A 15206-nucleotide genomic window follows, 5' to 3' on the forward strand; every position below is an offset into this window, starting at 1 on the left:
AACACTTGATATGACTGTATTTAACCAAAAAACAATTTGAAATTTAACCTTGTTTTAAACAAGTGTTCTCTCCTCTTTAAAGTCCTGTTTCTACAATGGGGACAGAGGTGATGAAGGTGGAACATGTGATTGAAACAAAAGGATTGGTCAAAACCATTGGGTCAAAAAACGTCGTCAACAACGTTGATATTAAAGTTAAGGAAGGCGACATTTACGGATTTTTAGGTCCGAATGGTGCAGGGAAAACGACGACTTTGAGAATGTTGCTAGGGCTGATCAAGCCGAGTGAAGGACAGATTTCTATTTTAGGGAACCAGGTGTCCAAGGATCGAGTAGAGGTACTTAAACAAGTTGGCTCATTGATCGAAACCCCTTCTTATTATGGACATTTGAGTGCCTATGAAAACTTGGATATCCTTTGTACGTTGAGAGGGCTTCCTGCGTCTGCCATTGATGAGGTTCTCAATATCGTTGATTTAACGAAGGAAGCGAATCGTCCCGTGAAAGGATTTTCTTTAGGAATGAAGCAGCGACTCGGGATTGCCGCGGCACTCTTAGGTGAGCCACGCCTTCTAATTCTCGATGAGCCGACAAATGGGCTCGATCCAGCAGGCATTCAAGAAATTCGTGAACTGATTCGAACCTTGCCGGAAAAAGGAATGACTGTCATTGTGTCCAGTCACTTGCTTTCGGAAATTGACCAGATGGCGACGCAGGTCGGCATTTTACATGAGGGAAGAATGCTGTTTGAAGGGACCATCGAAGCATTTCGGGCTCGTTCATCTAAAACGATTCGTCTGCGCGTCAACAATCAAGATAAGGCAATGCAATTCCTTGAAAATCATGGATTTCAGCCGCGGAATCAAGAGGAATGGATTGTCATTCGTGCCATTCAGGATGAGGAGTTAGCGTTGATCATTCGTTTTCTCGTGGAGGTCGGCCTGTCTATTTATCGCGTCGAGGAGCAAGCCCAGTCGTTAGAATCGATCTTTCTTGAAATGACCGAGAAAGGGGCAGCGGGCGATGTGGAAATGCTTTAAAGCTGAATGGCTCAAGACTAAACGGCACGGATTATGGATTTTGCTGTTCCTTGGACCGGCAGGCGTGATCGGGTTGGAAAGTCTTAACTTTCTCCTCCGGTACGATTGGCTGACACATATCTATGAAGAGCATTTGTGGCAGGGTGTGCTGTGGGAAGTGAGTGCTCTGGCTGTGCCGTCAATTTTGTTAGGGGCTTGTTTGCTGACATCGATCTTGGCAAGTGTCGAGCATCAAGGTGATCAATGGAAACAGCTTTATGCCCTGCCCCTGTTTCGGTGGCGTCTTTACCTAGCAAAATGGTTGGTTTCCATATGTTTAATGCTTCTAGCGGGTGCAGGGCTTGCAGTGGGGACGTATATCCTTGGCGGGACGCTCGGGTTTGGCTGGGAAAAGGCTCCCCTAGTCTCGATCGTTACGTATAGTTTTTTCCCCATACTTGGAGCGATGCCAGTGCTCTCGCTTCAATTGTGGCTGTCCGTGGCCATTAAAAATCAGGCGCTTCCGTTAGTGGTAGGTTCGCTCGGAATGATTGTTGGAATGTCTATGAGGGAAGTGTCGTTCGTATTTTGGGGATGGCCGAGGGCTGTGATGATTATGGAAGACAAACAACTAATGGTTTTAACGATGGCAGTTAGCGTTTCAATGATCATTTTGTTCGCTAGCCTCATATACGTATCGAAAAAGGAGGTCTCTTCATGAGACGGCTGTGGATGTCAGAGTGGAAAAAGCTTAAGCGCTCAAAGGTGATCTCCCTTTGCACTATCGGAGGCATCATCGGCTTGATCATCATGGGTTTTTCATCTATGCCGATAGACGTTCCCAATGGCTTGCGCGAGGCGTTTATTCTACGCTTTTCTTTTACAGTACTGCCTTATGGCTTATTATTTTTTCCGTTGCTTACAGGCGTTCTGGCCGCTTTTTTATGTCGGTTCGAGCACCTTGCTGGAGGATGGCGACAGCTTATGTCTCTCCCGGTGAAAAAGCCGTATGTTTTTATTGTCAAATGGTTAGTCATGATTAGTTTATTAGGCGTGAGTCAGCTGATATTTGGTGCTGGTGTCGTTGCGGGCGCATATGTAGGACCGTTGAACGGTCATGTTGAATGGCAAAGCTTAAGTGTAGCGTTAGTGCTCAGCTGGTTAGCTGTCTGGCCGTTAGCTGCCCTGCAGCTTCTTTTATCAATGGCCTGGAAGAGTTTTGCGGCTTCGTTTGCAGTAAATGTCATGGCGGTTTTGCCGAACATTCTCATCGTTAACTCCGAAGACTTTGGCCCATTCTACCCGTGGGCACAACCTTTTTTAGCGATGGTGTTTAGTGCAGATTTGCCAAGTTTTATGGCTGATCGAACGACACTTCTTCTTGTAGTGACCGTTGGCTTTATCACATGCATGGCAGCAGGGATCGGTTATACGCTGCGGAAGGCGTACTGACACCCACACATATCAAGAGAAAGCGCATAGGCTGAGATGAAGTGGATGAGAAAGGAGAACGGAGGTTTTCTCATGATTGAAATCAGCCTATGTATGATTGTCAAAAATGAAGAAGAAGTTTTAGGGGATTGTTTAGAATCTGTCAAAGGCATTGCTGACGAAATTAATATTTTGGACACCGGATCGACCGATCGAACGAAAGAGGTGGCCGCACGATTTACCGATCGCATCTATGATTTTGAATGGGTCGATCACTTTGCAAAAGCACGTAACGCAGCGTTTGCGAAAGCGACGAAGCCATACATATTATGGCTAGATGCAGATGATCTATTGCTTGAAAAAGACCGGGTGAAGTTGTTGGCATTAAAAAAACAGTTAGCCCCCGAGGTCGATGCGGTCTCCATGTTTTATCATACAATGTTTGATGAGAACGGTAACGTGAGCTTTGAGTATCGAAGAAATCGTTTAGTGAAACGCGAAAATGGGTTTCGGTGGCATGGGGCGGTTCATGAATATTTAGCCGTTGGCGGCCATATTGTAGAGTCTGACATCGCGATTACCCATCAAAAAAACAAAAAGACAAATCAATTGCCAAAAGACCGAAACTTAAAGATCTACGAGCGGATGCTCGAAAAAAACGAAGAAATGACGCCGCGTGACTTGTATTATTTTGCCAATGAATTAAAAGATCATCAACAAGCTGAACGGTCTAACCAGTTCTATGAAAAATTTTTGCAGACGAAGAATGGGTGGGTTGAGGACAAGATACGCGCATGTTTATGCATGTCCGACAATTATAAGCAACAAGGAGATAAAGAAGCCGCTTTACACGCCGTACTGCGGTCTTTCTCATACGAAATTCCACGGCCACAGCATAGTTGTGAAGTCGGGGACTATTTTATTGAAAGAGAACAATTTGACATCGCTGCTTTTTGGTACCGCCACGCACTTTCTTACGAAGGAAAAGAACTGCCCGGATTTAATATGCTTGCTTTTTCTTCCTGGTATCCAGCGCTTCAGCTCGTCGTTTGCTATTGGCGGTTAAACGACTTAAAAATGGCTAAAAAGTATCATAAGATTTCAAAAAAATATCAGCCGACGCACCCGAGCGTGCTTCATAACGAAAGCTTTTTGAAAGGAAATTGAACGGCTGCATGATAGCCGCATACTTTTAACGTGGACTAGGTAGTCGACGATGCACCCTCTCCTTAGAACACATAAGATACAAGCAAACGGCAGAATAACTGCCGGGAAAAGGAGAGTGTATGCAAATGAAACGATATTTCCAAGCCAATGCTGCAGGAAACAGACAAAGCCGTCGTCGCAAAAAACATTGTCACTGCCATAAAAAACATCATTTTCATCCATGTGAAAGTGAAGAGTCTGTAGAGTCTTCAGAATCATGTTGCTGTGACCACAATGAGTCTTGTTCTTCCAATGAAGAAGATAACGTCGTAGAATACCATGTTCATTGTCACGATGGTCATCATGATCACTGCGATGGGGGTGGGAGAGAATTGGTGGATTTTCAAAGTTGTCAGCAAAAAGGTACGCTAAAAATTGATACGCCAAAAAACATGACAAAAGAAGAAGTGATTTGTCAAGTTGAATTGGATCATTCTAAAAAAGGTGATGTTGTCTATTTATCGGGCTCTATTTTTGTGGACTATGACACAAGACCAACCAATGCAACGTTAATGATTCGTAAGTCAAATAAATATCAAGATCCAATGTATGGGGAAATCGTCTATTCACAAAAACTAGAGAGATGGGATGATGGGACCCTACCAATTGATGCCATTGATTATTTGAGCAAAAAACATGGTGTCGTTTATACGTTAATTCTAAAAGTATCAGCTGGGCTGCTATTAGATGAAGAGCTTGAAGTTTCAAACACAACATTGACTGCAACACAGTACCGATAAAAACCTTTAAAAGTCTGGGGAATCCCTCCAGACTTTTAAAATTAGGAAAATGAATCAATTCTCCAAAAAATAGGACAACGCCAAAGCAGTCTTTCCTCTGTCGCATAAAGTAATATTGTACGTCGGTCCTTCCGACGAAAGCAAAGGAGGATGCAATATGGGATTTGAAATGGAAGAAGAAGGGCGTCGTCGTAGGAGAAAGTGCCATAAGCATTGTCACCATCATGATGAGTCTTCATCAAATTGGTGGGATTGGTGTCATGATGATGACGATCAGGAGGAAGAGGAAAGCGGATGTGGCTGCCGTCGTCGCCGACGCAGAAGAAATGTACGCAAGCTCGTTTGTTTTGAAGTACTAGGTGATGAAGATGATGATAATAACAATCATCACCATAAGTGTTGTAAAAAGAAGAAAAAGAGACACCGTTAACACATGATTTGTGAAAGGAGCCTGGACAAGTTGTTCAGGTTCTTTTGCGGAATTTGTGGGTCAACATCGGTAGCAAAAGTTTGAGGCATGATTCATACATTTTTCTTTTAAATATGAAACGGACACTTATTTTTCTGAAGAGCGGTGTTGGACAAATCACATTTGCATATGTGTATTTTGAAGGGAGGTTTGTCAACGATGCAAGAAGCATTACAATCGATTTGGACAGAGCGGCTTCATATACTTACAGGGAAAAAAGCCGAGGGCGATCAGGAATACTTACGCATTCGGGAGTCATTAGGAAAACGTGACATGCAGCTCGTAAAAGCAAACGTGTCTGTTCATACATCTGACCAAAAGCCGGATTCGGCAGACCATTTACCTTACCAAGCTCACATCCATTGGCTGTATCAAGGGAAAAGTGGTCGCTATTATAAAGAAGAACGCGTTGAGCCAAGAGTATTTACGAAAGGAGAAGACATCCCCAGTCAACACGTGGCTGAAAACAGAGAAGCACTTCCGGTTTTATTGGGAAATACAGACGAAACAATCAGGTCGTCCAGATTTCACTACGATCGGCGCGAGGCTGTCCGTTATGCAGACATGTGGTGGAATAGTTACAACCCTGCCTATCGTATGTTTGAAGTCGACTGCACAAATTATATATCGCAATGTTTACGTGCAGGTGGGGCACCGATGCGGGGACAGCCAGACCGCGCGCAAGGGTGGTGGTATACACATGACAATTGGAGCTATAGCTGGGCCGTCGCCCACTCAATGCGTTGGTATTTAAGTGGTTCGACATCAGGGCTAAGAGGGATTGAGGTTGAATCACCGCTTGAATTACACCTCGGTGATGTGATTTGTTATGACTTTGATGGGAATGGGCGGTGGGATCACAATACCATTGTGACGAATTTTGATGAATATGGTGAGCCGCTCGTCAACGCGCATACGTACAACAGTCGAAATCGGTATTGGGCTTACGAAGATTCAACAGCGTACACGCCGAACATTCAATATAAATTTTTTCATATCGTGTAATGAATATAGGTGGATAACGCCCTCCCTATGAGGCGTTTTGGGTGGTATAATACATGGGTATGCTTACATGAAGGAGATGTAGAAGTGTGGCGAACCATATCGTTTTATATCAGCCAGAAATCCCTTCCAATACAGGGAATATAGCCAGAACGTGTGCGGCGACGCAAACACCGCTTCATTTAGTTCGGCCGTTAGGATTTTCGACAGAAGACCGCATGTTGAAACGCGCGGGTGTAGATTATTGGGATTTTGTAGATATTCATTACCATGACAGCTTAGACGAAGTTTTTTCCACGCTCGCTGGTGCCGATTTTTATCTGCTGACAAAGCATGGAAAACAATTTTATAGTGACTTTTCATTTGATCAGCCACGGGACCAAGTCTTTATTTTTGGCAAAGAATCGACTGGATTGCCACCCGAAGTGATAAAAGCGCATGAAGACAAATGCTTACGCATGCCTATGACAGGCGAGGTGCGGGCATTAAACTTGTCAAATGTCGCTTGCGTCATGATCTACGAAGCGATGCGGCAGCAGGGTTTTCCTGACATGGAATAATGATTAATAAAATGAAACAAAAAAGAGCTTCTCTGTTCATGCAGGAGCTCTTTTTTGTATGGATTTACTTGCTTTTCCGTCTTAGCGCACTTGGTGGATCGTTGTACCCTGCGGTAAAAATAGATGCCAAGAAGGCTAACATGACGAGTAGAATAAGGATAAAACTCATTTAAATTCCCTCCTTATGTAGGGCATGTTCGCCTAGTATTATACGATACTTTTCCCTTGTTGTGAACGTTTAATCACAGAAGAGCAAACTCATCGGTCATGCCGTACGTTATTTCTGCATAGAGTGAGAGTAATTGAAAAGAAGGACCCAAGACCGACAAGGAGGTTCGCATGAGTATACTGAAAAAAATTCAAGAATCCAGAATAAAAGAACAAGAGCTCGAATGGGAAGGCACATTTGCTGAGTATTTGGAAATTGTGAAGGAACGTCCTGAAGTCGCTCAATCCGCTCATTCCCGCATTTATCATATGATTAAAGATGCTGGCATTACCGAAAAAGATGGGAAAAAAGTGTATCATTTCTTCGAAGATCAGCTTTTTGGCATTGAAGATTCTTTGGAGAGGCTTGTTGAGGAATACTTTCATCCAGCTGCGAAACGTCTTGACGTTAGAAAACGGATTTTGCTGCTGATGGGGCCTGTCAGTGGTGGAAAATCGACGCTCGTGACGATACTGAAGCGTGGACTTGAAAAATACTCTCACACTGATCGCGGTGCTATCTATGCGATTAAAGGCTGTCCAATGCACGAGGATCCACTGCATCTCGTTCCACAGCACTTACGGGAAGACTTTTATAAAGAGTACGGCGTTCGTATTGAAGGCAATTTATCGCCCTTAAATATGATGCGTCTCGAAGAAGAATATAACGGTAAGATTGAAGACGTTAAAGTCGAACGAGTGCTTTTGTCTGAAGAAAAGCGCAAAGGTGTCGGGACGTTCTCGCCTTCCGATCCAAAATCTCAGGACATTGCCGATCTAACCGGCAGTATCGATTTTTCAACGATTGCTGAATATGGCTCAGAATCAGACCCTCGGGCGTATCGTTTTGACGGTGAACTCAACAAAGCCAATCGAGGACTCATGGAATTTCAAGAAATGCTCAAGTGTGATGAAAAATTCCTTTGGCACCTGCTTTCATTAACTCAGGAGGGAAATTTTAAAGCCGGTCGCTTTGCGCTCATCAGTGCAGACGAAATGATCGTTGCGCACACGAATGAAGCCGAATACAATTCGTTTATTAGCAATAAGAAAAATGAAGCCCTACAATCAAGAATGATCGTTATGGCAATGCCTTACAACCTTAAGCTTGATGAAGAAGAAAAGATTTACCAAAAAATGATTGCCGAAAGTGATATGGCCCATGTCCATATTGCGCCACATACATTAAAAGTTGCAGCCATGTTTACGATTCTCACCCGTCTGGAAGAATCGAAAAAGTCCGGTGCAGACTTGCTGAAGAAATTAAAGCTGTACAATGGTGAGGAGATCGAAGGCTTTAACGAAGTCGATATTGAGGAATTACAGCAGGAGTTTCCGAACGAAGGAATGAGCGGGATTGACCCACGCTATGTCATCAATCGGATCTCCTCGTGTATTATCCGAAAAGACGTCCCTGTCGTGAACGCGTTAGATGTACTAAGAAGCATTAAGGATGGCTTATACAATCATGCCTCCATTTCCGAAGACGATCGGGAGCGCTATTTAAATTTTATCTCGATGGCGCGGCATGAGTACGATGAAATTGCGAAAAAAGAAGTGCAAAAAGCATTTGTCTATTCATACGAGGAATCAGCGAAAACGCTTATGGACAATTATTTAGACAATGTCGAAGCCTATTGCAACAAAAATAAGCTTCGAGACCCACTGACAGGCGAGGAAATGAATCCAGATGAAAAGCTAATGCGATCTATTGAAGAACAAATCGGCATATCTGAAAATGCGAAAAAGTCGTTTCGCGAAGAAATACTCATCCGAATTTCAGCATACGCTCGCAAAGGCAAAAAGTTCGATTATCAATCGCACGAACGTTTACAAGAAGCGATACAGAAAAAACTCTTTGCCGATTTAAAAGACGTTGTAAAAATTACGACGTCAACGAAAACACCAGATGAGCAACAATTAAAGAAAATTAATGACGTCATAGCTCGTCTTACCGATCAGCATGGGTATAACTCGACGTCTGCGAATGATTTGCTCCGCTATGTCGGAAGCTTGCTCAATCGTTAAGAATTTTCAGCAGGATGAAGGACAGAGCCAAATGCGCAACAAGGCTCTGCCTTTTTATTCAATGGACAGTCAAATTTTCGGGTGAAGGTGTATATTTATTAAAACGACGAAAGCGCCTATACAGGAAAGACTTCCTGGCGCATACGATAAAGGTACCTCTTCGTTTGCTATTGATGAAGTGAAGAGACAAAATAGGAAAGATGGAGATAAGGAGGGGGCCCATTGAAAGAGAAGGCGGCCAGCTGGGTGATCTCTGAGGAAGACTGGTCACTCCACCGAAAAGGCCATGATGACCAGATGCGGCATCAGGAAAAGGTGAAAGAAGCCATTAAAAACAATTTGCCCGACCTCATCACAGAAGAGAATATCATTATGTCGAATGGCAGAGACGTCGTGAAAATACCGATTCGCTCCTTGGATGAATACCGTATACGTTACAATTCTGAAAAGAATAAACATGTCGGCCAAGGAGATGGCGACAGTCAAGTCGGGGATGTGATCGCTCGTGACGGCTCACAAAAAGGTAATGGTCAGGGAAGCGGTGCTGGAGAAAGCGAAGGGGAAGATTATTATGAAGCGGAAGTATCTCTCCTTGACTTAGAAGAAGCATTATTTAAAGAGTTGGAATTACCGAATTTAGAAGAAAAGGACGAAAAAGAAGAGACGATAGAAGATATTGCTTTTACAGATATTCGCAAAACAGGGTTAATGGGGAATATCGATAAAAAACGGACGATGATGCAAGCGTTTAAGCGTAATGCATTGCAAGGTAAGCCGGCATTTCATCCAATTTATCCAGAGGACCTTCGCTTTAAAACGTGGGATGAGGTTATTAAACCAGATTCGCGAGCAGTTGTATTAGCGATGATGGACGTGAGCGGAAGTATGGGATTGTGGGAAAAATATATGGCGCGCAGCTTTTTCTTTTGGATGACTCGATTTTTACGAACGAAGTATGAAACCGTCGAAATCGTATTTATTGCACACCATACAAAAGCCAAAGTCGTCACCGAAGAGGAGTTTTTCCAACGAGGGGAAAGTGGCGGTACAATTTGCTCTTCCGCATATTTAAAAGCACTTGAGCTGATTGATGACCAATATTCACCTTCTTCCTATAATATTTATCCTTTTCATATATCAGATGGAGATAACTTAACTTCAGATAATCCTCGGTGTGTAAAGCTCGTCAATGAATTAATGAGCGTATCAAATATGTTTGGCTACGGTGAAGTTAATCAGTATCAGCGACATTCGACATTAATGAGCGCGTATCGACACATAGATCATCCGAAATATCGTCATTATATTCTTAAGAGGAAAGCAGATGTATTTTCGGCAATGAAGCATTTTTTTACGAACGAGCAGCAACGTAAAGAGGCCTAAACGCTTTATCCTATTGCTAAACGCTTGCATCCATACTGTCATGAACAATAGGTTTAATTCGCGCTTAGGCAACGAAGCGATTTCAAGCTAGGCTGAAAAGAAATGGAAAGGGTTCCAAGCGATGCTAAAAAAGAGCTGAGAAAAACTCGAATTTTACTCTGACCCTAAAAAGCTTATTGATCACGTTGATCTCAGTCGATCTGGGTCAATTTTACAAATGTGACAATCAAGTCGAATCGATAAGAAATTGTTTCATCATCGACCTTTTGATTGATTTTAAAGTAAAGACCTCCTCCTCATATAATCGCAAGAAACGTGTCACACTAACATTAAAAATGAGGAGGAGGTGTGATTTATGTTCGATGTGGTTGGACATTCGTGGCAAGGAAAACAGCTCGTTATCCATGTGCGTGAAAATATCGATGTTGAATTTGCTGATGAGTGGACAAAAAGCAAGCAGCGTTCTTCCCCTTGGTTCAAAAAAGTGTATACCTACATTGATCGAGTTTTACCGGATCAAAAGCCCGAAGCTGTAAAAGTCATGCTAGGTCCATTACTACTCGCAAACCTGCCTGGGAATGAACAAGCCATGAGGATGCCGTTAACAGAAGGGAAATCTCTAATAACACATATTCAATATCGTTGGGATGGTCAAGCTGTTCCACCTGAACTGGCAGGCATATTAAGTGAACATCGGAGACCCGAAGAGTCCGATCAACGCATGCTTTCTTTGCCGGTGCATATTTATCCAAGACCTTATGCGTTACCTCTGCCAGACGGACAACAGCTGACCTTTGAAGAGAGTGGCGTTATCCCAGCAGTTCATGAGTTGATGTGCCGTTGTCCATTGCATGGAAAAGTGATTTTGCCTGATACGAAGCGTTTACTTTTAATTTATCAGCTACCTTACCGTGCCATTTATGGAGATAAGGGCGTAAGTATCCAAGTGCTTCAAGAGGCACTCCAGCTGATTGGGTTTAACTGTCCAATTACAGGCGAGTTTGATTCTTTAACTGTTCATATGTTGCAAGAGTGGTTAATGCTAACAGAAGGGGAGCATACGGACGACCTTCAAGCATTTACGCCTTATCATCGTCGCCAGCTGATTCAACGCATTGTCTCACAGCCTTTGTCCCTTAAAGGAGATGAGCGCGCGCCAATGCTGATTAATCGGTGGAATACATTACAAAAAAGCTATGTTCCGCTAAACTTAGTTCGTTTAAATCAAGATGTCGCAGGTGAACATTGGTTAACTTCAGAGGCAGCGCACGCTTTAAGCCGGTGGATGTATGAAGGGCAGCGATATGGCATTCCAATGGAGTTGCACAAAGCATACCGTTCAGGTGCTGTGCAGGAAATGGCTTATCAGGCAGAGACAACAAATCCGTCTCGCGCCGTGTGTAAGCCGCCAGGAGAAAGTGAGCATCAAACTGGAGAGGCGTTTGATCTAAAACCTTTATATGAAGGTGAGAAAGAATGGGCGTTAAAAAGTGCCGCAAGCCATGGTTTTATTCAAAGATATCCTGATTCCTTACAAGAGTGGACTGGGCAGCCTGAAGAGGAATGGCATTTTCGCTATGTAGGAAAGGACATTGCCGAAGAGATTGAGAAAAAAGGCTGGTCGCTTGAGCAATGGTGGCTTTATCAAGGATTTGGCAGCAAAACATTTGAGAAAGAGCAGTCATAAGTCAAATCCTTCGCTAGCCAACGAACGCAAAGCACTTACGATTTCTCACCATATAAGATGCTTACACATAACGCCTGTCTCGCTCTTGTTTTCGGATTCCTTTTTAAGCGAGTATTGTTTAGCTGAAAAAGCGTGTAGACAGCGTTTTATAAACGTTGTCCTACACGCTCTTTTTTTATCCAACAATAATTCGTTCTTTCGGATAGTGGAAATGGTCTTTAGTCGTATCGCCTCGAATGAGGAAAAGGAAAGAGAAGATGCCGACTCGGCCGATAAACATAAGCAGCATTAAGATGAATTTGCTTAATGCATGTAATTCCGAAGTGATCCCCATAGACAAACCTGTTGTTCCGAAAGCCGATGTGACTTCAAAAAGAATTGGAATCATTGAGAAAGGTTCTACAACAGAAATGACAATAACAGCTGTTGCCGTAAGCAGAAGGCCAGTTGTCATAACGATAAAGGCACGAATGATATCTTCTAAAAATACTTCGCGCCGAAATACTTTAATATTTTCTCTCCCTCGAGCATAAAAGAAAAGCGTTAAAATGACGATCGCAAGGGTCGTCGTCCGAATGCCGCCGCCGACTGAGCTCGGTGAGGCACCGATAAACATGAGGATAGACATAAAGAGCTGTGTCGATTCGGAAAAAACAGACACGTCGATCGTGCTCATCCCGCCGCTACGTGTCGTTACAGACTGAAAAAGGCTGTAAAAGAATGATTGGTGCCAGCTCAGTGACTTAAAGCTATTGCCAATTTCTAAAATGAAAATAAATACTGTACCAATGACCGTCAAAATTAAAAACGTCACGGTCGTAATTTTCGTAAAGAGTGAAAACTGGAATGACTTCTCAGGGTTATAAAACAAAAAGTTTTTAACCTCGATTAATACTGGAAATCCAATCGCTCCAAGCGTAATCAAAATGATGTGGATGAATTGGACAAAATAATCGTTCGCATAAGGCTGTAAAGAGTTTGCCGTAATATCCATCCCTGCGTTTGTCGTTGCGCTAATGGCAGTAAAGAGTCCGTGCATCGCAGCGGTTTGCCAATCAGGGTAATACTGTAGAAAGTGAATGGAGAGAATGAGTCCGCCCACAGCCTCGATCGCAATGATTAGTGTTAAAATTTGCTTTAAGAGCTTTACCAAGCCAGCAAGATTGAGCTGGTTTTGATCCGCCATAATTAATTTCCGTTCTTTTAACCCGATCCGTTTACCGGCGATCAGCCAAACGAACGTACCTAATGTCATAATCCCAACCCCACCGAGTTGAAAAATCAGACAGAGTACGACGTATCCTAAGCCATTATAGGTCGTGCCGATCGTTTCAACCGTTAGCCCGGTTACAGATACAGCACTGACCGCTGTAAAAAGCGTGTCGATAAATTCGAAAGGCGCTCCGTCTTGACGCACCCAAGGCAAGCTTAACAGGACTGTAGAAAGAGCTACAGCAATAAAGTAAAACAACACAATTAATTGAAAAGTTGTGAACGGTGCCGATTTTTGGTGCCGGTTTTTTCGTCTAAGCATCCTTTGGTCCTCCATCGCAATATCGTCACCTATTATAGCAAACCCTTTAACAGAGACAAAGGAAGGTTTTATGAAATAATTTCAGCACAACCTCATAGACAAAGCGATAAATGATTTAAAAAAGACATAATAAAGTGTGTTTAAAGCAAAGGATAATAAGGTATATCTATGTTAAAACATCGCTCTTAAAGGAGGAAGCTATAGAATGAGACGGTTGTCGGGTAGGCAAACAGTGTGGATCGGTATGCTCGTTGGAAGTGCGGCTGGTCTCACTTTGGCAATGAAAGATCAACAATCAAGACAACATTTGCAAAATCGCGTGTGTAAAGTATGGCAATTTACAACAAATATGGTGAATGAAGTACGGTCGAATCCTAGTCACTATTCTGCCCAAGTCAAAGAAAGTGTCCAACAGCTCACAGCCTTAATGAAAAATGTATCTCAAGATATGAAAGATATTTCCAGAAAGCTAACGGATGCAAAGGAGCATACGGTCGATGCGGCAGCAATTGTCAAAGAGGCTGGCTCAGACATAAAACAAATTGGAGAGTCCGTGCAAAATACGACTCAAGATATGAGAGAAGGCTTTGAACTTACGCATAATGGGAAGCTTCGACCGAAAATCGAAGCTGTCCGCGAGCCAACACCGCAAATGGCTTCTGTGAAAGAAGAGCATTGACAATCCAAGGTTCAACCCATATAATTTTTTTCAAAGGGGAGTAGCTGTGACAATAAGGTCGTCATTACGGGAGAAATCCCCGGCTTTATTGGCAACGGAACCGTTGTTAGCAAGACCTTTGCCGAAAGTGCTGTTTTTTCAGCCTGCGGTAAAGGTCTTTTTGTGTGCCTTTCCTCGGAGCGGAAGCAGCGAATAGATCATTTAAATTGAGGGCATCACAAAGTCAAAGCCTTTAATTTAAAGACATTGAGAGGAGAGTGCATAGATGGATTGGACGTTATTGTTGGAGTATGCCTGGGTATTACTCGTCATTATCGGGCTGGAGGGGATTCTTGCCGCTGATAATGCCCTCGTCATGGCAATCATGGTAAAGCACTTGCCAGAGGAGAAAAGAAAGAAAGCTTTGTTTTACGGATTATTCGGTGCTTTTGTTTTTAGGTTGGCGTCATTATTTATTATTTCATTCCTCGTTGATGTCTGGTGGGTGCAAGCGGTTGGTGCAGCGTATTTACTTTTCTTGGCTGCCAATCATTTAATAAGGAAATATATGGTGAAGAAAGTCGAGGACGTCGGAGACAGTTCAAAAAAAGGGTCTGGATTTTGGATGACTGTCCTCAAAGTAGAACTTGCGGATATTGCTTTTGCGGTAGATTCTATTTTGGCTGCTGTCGCCTTGGCGCTCACGTTGCCTGATTCGCCGCTTCCTGAATTTGGTGGCTTAGATGGCGGGAAATTTATTATTATATTCTTAGGTGGACTCATTGGGTTAATTATCATGCGGTTTGCGGCTCATCTGTTTGTCGACTTGCTTCATAGAAAGCCTGGACTTGAAACGGCTGCCTTTGCAATTGTCGGCTGGGTAGGAGTTAAGCTATTGGTTTATACATTATCTCACCCAGGTGTAGGTGTCTTGGACGAACACTTTCCTGAGTCGACAGCGTGGAAATTGTTCTTCTGGTCAGTGCTCGTTGGAATTGCCTTGTTTGGTTGGTTTTTCTCAAAGGAACAAAAAGATACGACACCAAGCGAGGACAAAAACCACGATGTGCTTGAAGAGCAGGGTGACATTTCTGATGAGACGCTCGAGACAAAACAACAGGATCGTGAGCAATAAACGAAGGGTAACGAGCGTTTCCAAGTCAATTTAAAAACAAGAGATTCTTTAAACAGAAAGACAATAAACGTCGACTTTTCACCATTTGAGCAGACCTAAATACAGAAGGTCTGCTTTCTTAATTCATGATACAATAACATAAAAAAG

14 protein-coding genes are annotated in these 15206 nt (G+C 43.1%); 13 read left to right on the top strand and 1 reads right to left on the bottom strand.

What is annotated here, in order from left to right; all coding sequences use genetic code 11:
* Window positions 1-110 precede the first annotated feature (110 nt).
* The 11 genes from G4V62_RS02450 to G4V62_RS02500 all read left to right on the top strand — a co-directional run bounded on the left by G4V62_RS02450 (window position 111) and on the right by G4V62_RS02500 (window position 11732).
* A complete protein-coding gene (locus G4V62_RS02450) occupies window positions 111-1040 on the top strand; it encodes an ABC transporter ATP-binding protein (RefSeq protein ID WP_212508635.1) in 930 nt (309 codons plus the stop codon).
* Complete coding sequence (locus tag G4V62_RS02455) at window positions 1024-1740, top strand: ABC transporter permease (protein WP_165199171.1); 717 nt, start codon at window positions 1024-1026, stop codon at window positions 1738-1740. Before G4V62_RS02450 ends, G4V62_RS02455 begins: the two co-directional genes overlap by 17 nt.
* Entirely contained in the window at window positions 1737-2471 is a 735-nt protein-coding gene (locus G4V62_RS02460; protein WP_165199172.1) for an ABC transporter permease, read from the top strand. Before G4V62_RS02455 ends, G4V62_RS02460 begins: the two co-directional genes overlap by 4 nt.
* A gap of 72 nt (window positions 2472-2543) precedes the next feature.
* Window positions 2544-3617: a tetratricopeptide repeat-containing glycosyltransferase family 2 protein gene (locus G4V62_RS02465; protein ID WP_165199173.1), complete on the top strand. Its 1074-nt coding sequence runs from the start codon at window positions 2544-2546 to the stop codon at window positions 3615-3617.
* Window positions 3618-3742: 125 nt separating this feature from the next.
* Window positions 3743-4396 (top strand): hypothetical protein, encoded by a 654-nt coding sequence (locus tag G4V62_RS02470; RefSeq protein ID WP_165199174.1) that lies wholly within the window; start codon window positions 3743-3745, stop codon window positions 4394-4396.
* 164 nt (window positions 4397-4560) lie between these two features.
* Window positions 4561-4755, top strand: coding sequence for a hypothetical protein (locus G4V62_RS02475; protein WP_165199175.1), 195 nt, complete (start codon window positions 4561-4563; stop codon window positions 4753-4755).
* A gap of 269 nt (window positions 4756-5024) precedes the next feature.
* Window positions 5025-5870, top strand: a complete 846-nt coding sequence (locus G4V62_RS02480) for an amidase domain-containing protein (protein WP_165199176.1) — start codon at window positions 5025-5027, stop codon at window positions 5868-5870.
* 86 nt (window positions 5871-5956) lie between these two features.
* Window positions 5957-6427, top strand: a complete 471-nt coding sequence (gene trmL / locus G4V62_RS02485) for a tRNA (uridine(34)/cytosine(34)/5-carboxymethylaminomethyluridine(34)-2'-O)-methyltransferase TrmL (protein WP_165199177.1) — start codon at window positions 5957-5959, stop codon at window positions 6425-6427.
* A gap of 339 nt (window positions 6428-6766) precedes the next feature.
* The gene (locus tag G4V62_RS02490; protein WP_165199178.1) at window positions 6767-8662 is read left to right on the top strand and encodes an ATP-dependent protease PrkA; all 1896 of its coding nucleotides are present in this window, start codon (window positions 6767-6769) and stop codon (window positions 8660-8662) included.
* 222 nt (window positions 8663-8884) lie between these two features.
* On the top strand, window positions 8885-10045 hold the full coding sequence (gene yhbH / locus G4V62_RS02495) for a sporulation protein YhbH (RefSeq protein WP_165199179.1): 1161 nt from the start codon (window positions 8885-8887) through the stop codon (window positions 10043-10045).
* A gap of 355 nt (window positions 10046-10400) precedes the next feature.
* Window positions 10401-11732: a M15 family metallopeptidase gene (locus G4V62_RS02500; RefSeq protein WP_165199180.1), complete on the top strand. Its 1332-nt coding sequence runs from the start codon at window positions 10401-10403 to the stop codon at window positions 11730-11732.
* A gap of 175 nt (window positions 11733-11907) precedes the next feature.
* On the opposite strand, the gene G4V62_RS02505 is transcribed toward G4V62_RS02500, so the two are convergent.
* On the bottom strand, window positions 11908-13281 hold the full coding sequence (locus G4V62_RS02505) for a TrkH family potassium uptake protein (protein ID WP_165199181.1): 1374 nt from the start codon (window positions 13279-13281) through the stop codon (window positions 11908-11910).
* Window positions 13282-13471: 190 nt separating this feature from the next.
* Between G4V62_RS02505 and G4V62_RS02510 the strand changes: the two genes are divergently transcribed.
* Window positions 13472-13945 carry a hypothetical protein gene (locus G4V62_RS02510; RefSeq protein WP_165199182.1) on the top strand — a complete coding sequence of 158 codons (474 nt, stop codon included), beginning with the start codon at window positions 13472-13474 and terminating at the stop codon, window positions 13943-13945.
* 265 nt (window positions 13946-14210) lie between these two features.
* Window positions 14211-15059 carry a MeeY/MeeF family manganese export membrane protein gene (locus G4V62_RS02515; protein ID WP_165199183.1) on the top strand — a complete coding sequence of 283 codons (849 nt, stop codon included), beginning with the start codon at window positions 14211-14213 and terminating at the stop codon, window positions 15057-15059.
* The last annotated feature ends 147 nt before the right edge of the window (window positions 15060-15206 follow it).

The organism is Litoribacterium kuwaitense (assembly GCF_011058155.1).
Classification (GTDB): Bacteria; Bacillota; Bacilli; order Bacillales; family DSM-28697; genus Litoribacterium; species Litoribacterium kuwaitense.

What these genes read in the sequence shown, in the direction of transcription:
- G4V62_RS02465 (WP_165199173.1), top strand. Translation starts at nt 2,544, where the DNA reads ATGATTGAAATCAGCCTATGTATGATTGTCAAAAATGAAGAAGAAGTT.
- G4V62_RS02505 (WP_165199181.1), bottom strand. Translation starts at nt 13,281, where the DNA reads ATGGAGGACCAAAGGATGCTTAGACGAAAAAACCGGCACCAAAAATCG.
- G4V62_RS02470 (WP_165199174.1), top strand. Translation starts at nt 3,743, where the DNA reads ATGAAACGATATTTCCAAGCCAATGCTGCAGGAAACAGACAAAGCCGT.
- G4V62_RS02480 (WP_165199176.1), top strand. Translation starts at nt 5,025, where the DNA reads ATGCAAGAAGCATTACAATCGATTTGGACAGAGCGGCTTCATATACTT.
- G4V62_RS02460 (WP_165199172.1), top strand. Translation starts at nt 1,737, where the DNA reads ATGAGACGGCTGTGGATGTCAGAGTGGAAAAAGCTTAAGCGCTCAAAG.
- G4V62_RS02515 (WP_165199183.1), top strand. Translation starts at nt 14,211, where the DNA reads ATGGATTGGACGTTATTGTTGGAGTATGCCTGGGTATTACTCGTCATT.
- G4V62_RS02510 (WP_165199182.1), top strand. Translation starts at nt 13,472, where the DNA reads ATGAGACGGTTGTCGGGTAGGCAAACAGTGTGGATCGGTATGCTCGTT.
- G4V62_RS02490 (WP_165199178.1), top strand. Translation starts at nt 6,767, where the DNA reads ATGAGTATACTGAAAAAAATTCAAGAATCCAGAATAAAAGAACAAGAG.
- G4V62_RS02500 (WP_165199180.1), top strand. Translation starts at nt 10,401, where the DNA reads ATGTTCGATGTGGTTGGACATTCGTGGCAAGGAAAACAGCTCGTTATC.
- G4V62_RS02450 (WP_212508635.1), top strand. Translation starts at nt 111, where the DNA reads ATGAAGGTGGAACATGTGATTGAAACAAAAGGATTGGTCAAAACCATT.
- G4V62_RS02455 (WP_165199171.1), top strand. Translation starts at nt 1,024, where the DNA reads ATGTGGAAATGCTTTAAAGCTGAATGGCTCAAGACTAAACGGCACGGA.